Source organism: Plesiomonas sp., assembly GCF_051650925.1.
GTDB lineage: Bacteria > Pseudomonadota > Gammaproteobacteria > Enterobacterales > CAMTGL01 > Plesiomonas.
In genome coordinates, this window is the sequence record NZ_JBOFRH010000371.1 from 1 (window position 1) to 1,085 (window position 1,085).

Genomic DNA, 1,085 nt, shown 5'->3' on the forward strand with positions numbered 1-1,085 from the left:
CAACAAAATAGGCTAACGCACCGGCCCGAGTGGTACGAAATGTTTGCGGGTTGACCGTTAACGTAGGCTTAAACAGCACTCCCCCCATTTGATAGCCATAGGCGCTGTCGATCACTTTTCCCGCTAAGGCTTTGGCTGCAGCTAGCCCTTCTTTTTGGTAGGTGTTACTGATATCGACTAAGGCGGCGCACCATGCTTTTTGTGCCGCCAGAACTTCAGGTTCGGTAATCGCGCGATTGATCACCAACGTTTCTTTACCGATAGCCGCTGTTGAACCGAGTGCGATTATCAACAGCGCGATATATTGCGATCTTTTCATGCATCCCTCTTCATTGGTCAGTCAGTAAAATGTGAGCTTAAAACTGCCGTGTCGTTGCCGTATTGGTGGATATGCGCCGAGCCTAAGCAAAACAAAGCGGTCATGCCGCTTCGCTGGTTGCTTTTGAATACAGGGCAACTGCACCGGCGGGATTGGCAGCGGTTAAGGTTTCGACATGTTTAAATCCGCGGGTGAGCAAATGTTTTTCGCGCCAGCGGTTGCCATATACCCCGAACACGACATAAACCAACAGGGAAATGATGTTGGTAATTTCATAGCTATATTCATAACCGACATTCAGGCTTAAAAACGTACCTATCGCCATGACAATCAGGATGGCCCAAATCGCAATGATCCACAGCCGTTTAGCAATGGCCCAGATCACACTGAAAAAGAAGGCCGGCCAAGACCAGCCCTGTTTCACCGCTTCAACTTGGCCCGAGGCATTGCGAAAAATTTTGTATTGTTTCATCTTCGACTCCTGCCAACGTAACTTAACCTATTCAGTCTGGTCGAGTTTTATGAATGTAGCCAATTGTCACAGTGCGATTGAGCGGTGAGGAGAGAGCGGGAGAGGGAAGATAAAGATAGAGACGAGCGCTGTTGATACAACCTGATTTTCGCTCTGAGCCTAAGTATTCGGCACGATAATGTCGAGATATATGATGATTTAGACTTAAGCACCTTTGTGATCCTCATCTACGCTTTACAGTAAGTAATGTAAACGAGGAGTAGTGTGATGCGATCACTCAGTACACTGATCTCT

General features: G+C 47.5%; 2 protein-coding genes. Both read right to left on the bottom strand.

The window, feature by feature from the left end; genetic code table 11:
- A partial coding sequence (locus ACRC27_RS08455; protein ID WP_438639676.1) for a hypothetical protein occupies window positions 1–319 on the bottom strand: 319 nt, incomplete at its 3' end.
- A gap of 100 nt (window positions 320–419) precedes the next feature.
- Complete coding sequence (locus ACRC27_RS08460) at window positions 420–791, bottom strand: DUF2628 domain-containing protein (RefSeq protein ID WP_047707260.1); 372 nt, start codon at window positions 789–791, stop codon at window positions 420–422.
- Between the last annotated feature and the right edge of the window lie 294 nt (window positions 792–1,085).